We start from the raw sequence: 261 nt of genomic DNA, 5'->3' as shown, positions 1-261 counted from the left end.
GAACTTGCTCAGCCGGTTCGACAAGTGGGCCAGGTGATAGACGGACCCACCGTTCAACCACTCCGCCTTGACCAAGTAGTGCGCCACATCCTCTATGCGCTGCTCCACCTGCGGGTCTTGCAGAGGCTCGTGCCGGCCGTCCGCCGAGCGCAGCGTGCATTTGTCGAGCGCGTCCACATATCGGCCAAGTAAAAACAGCGACACATCTGTCTTGCCCTTCGGATCCAGAAAGGCGAGCGCCCTCGGATGCCCCTTTTTCCC

General features: G+C 60.9%; 1 protein-coding gene. It reads right to left on the bottom strand.

The window, feature by feature from the left end:
• Positions 1-261 (bottom strand): hypothetical protein (locus SB752_RS32730; RefSeq protein ID WP_410719553.1); only part of this gene is annotated, 261 nt, incomplete at both ends.

Origin of the sequence: Brevibacillus sp. SIMBA_040 (assembly GCF_046535075.1) — a bacterium.
Lineage (GTDB): Bacteria > Bacillota > Bacilli > Brevibacillales > Brevibacillaceae > Brevibacillus.
The sequence above is the reverse complement of the archived record's forward strand: the minus strand, read 5'-3'. Positions and strand labels throughout refer to the sequence as shown.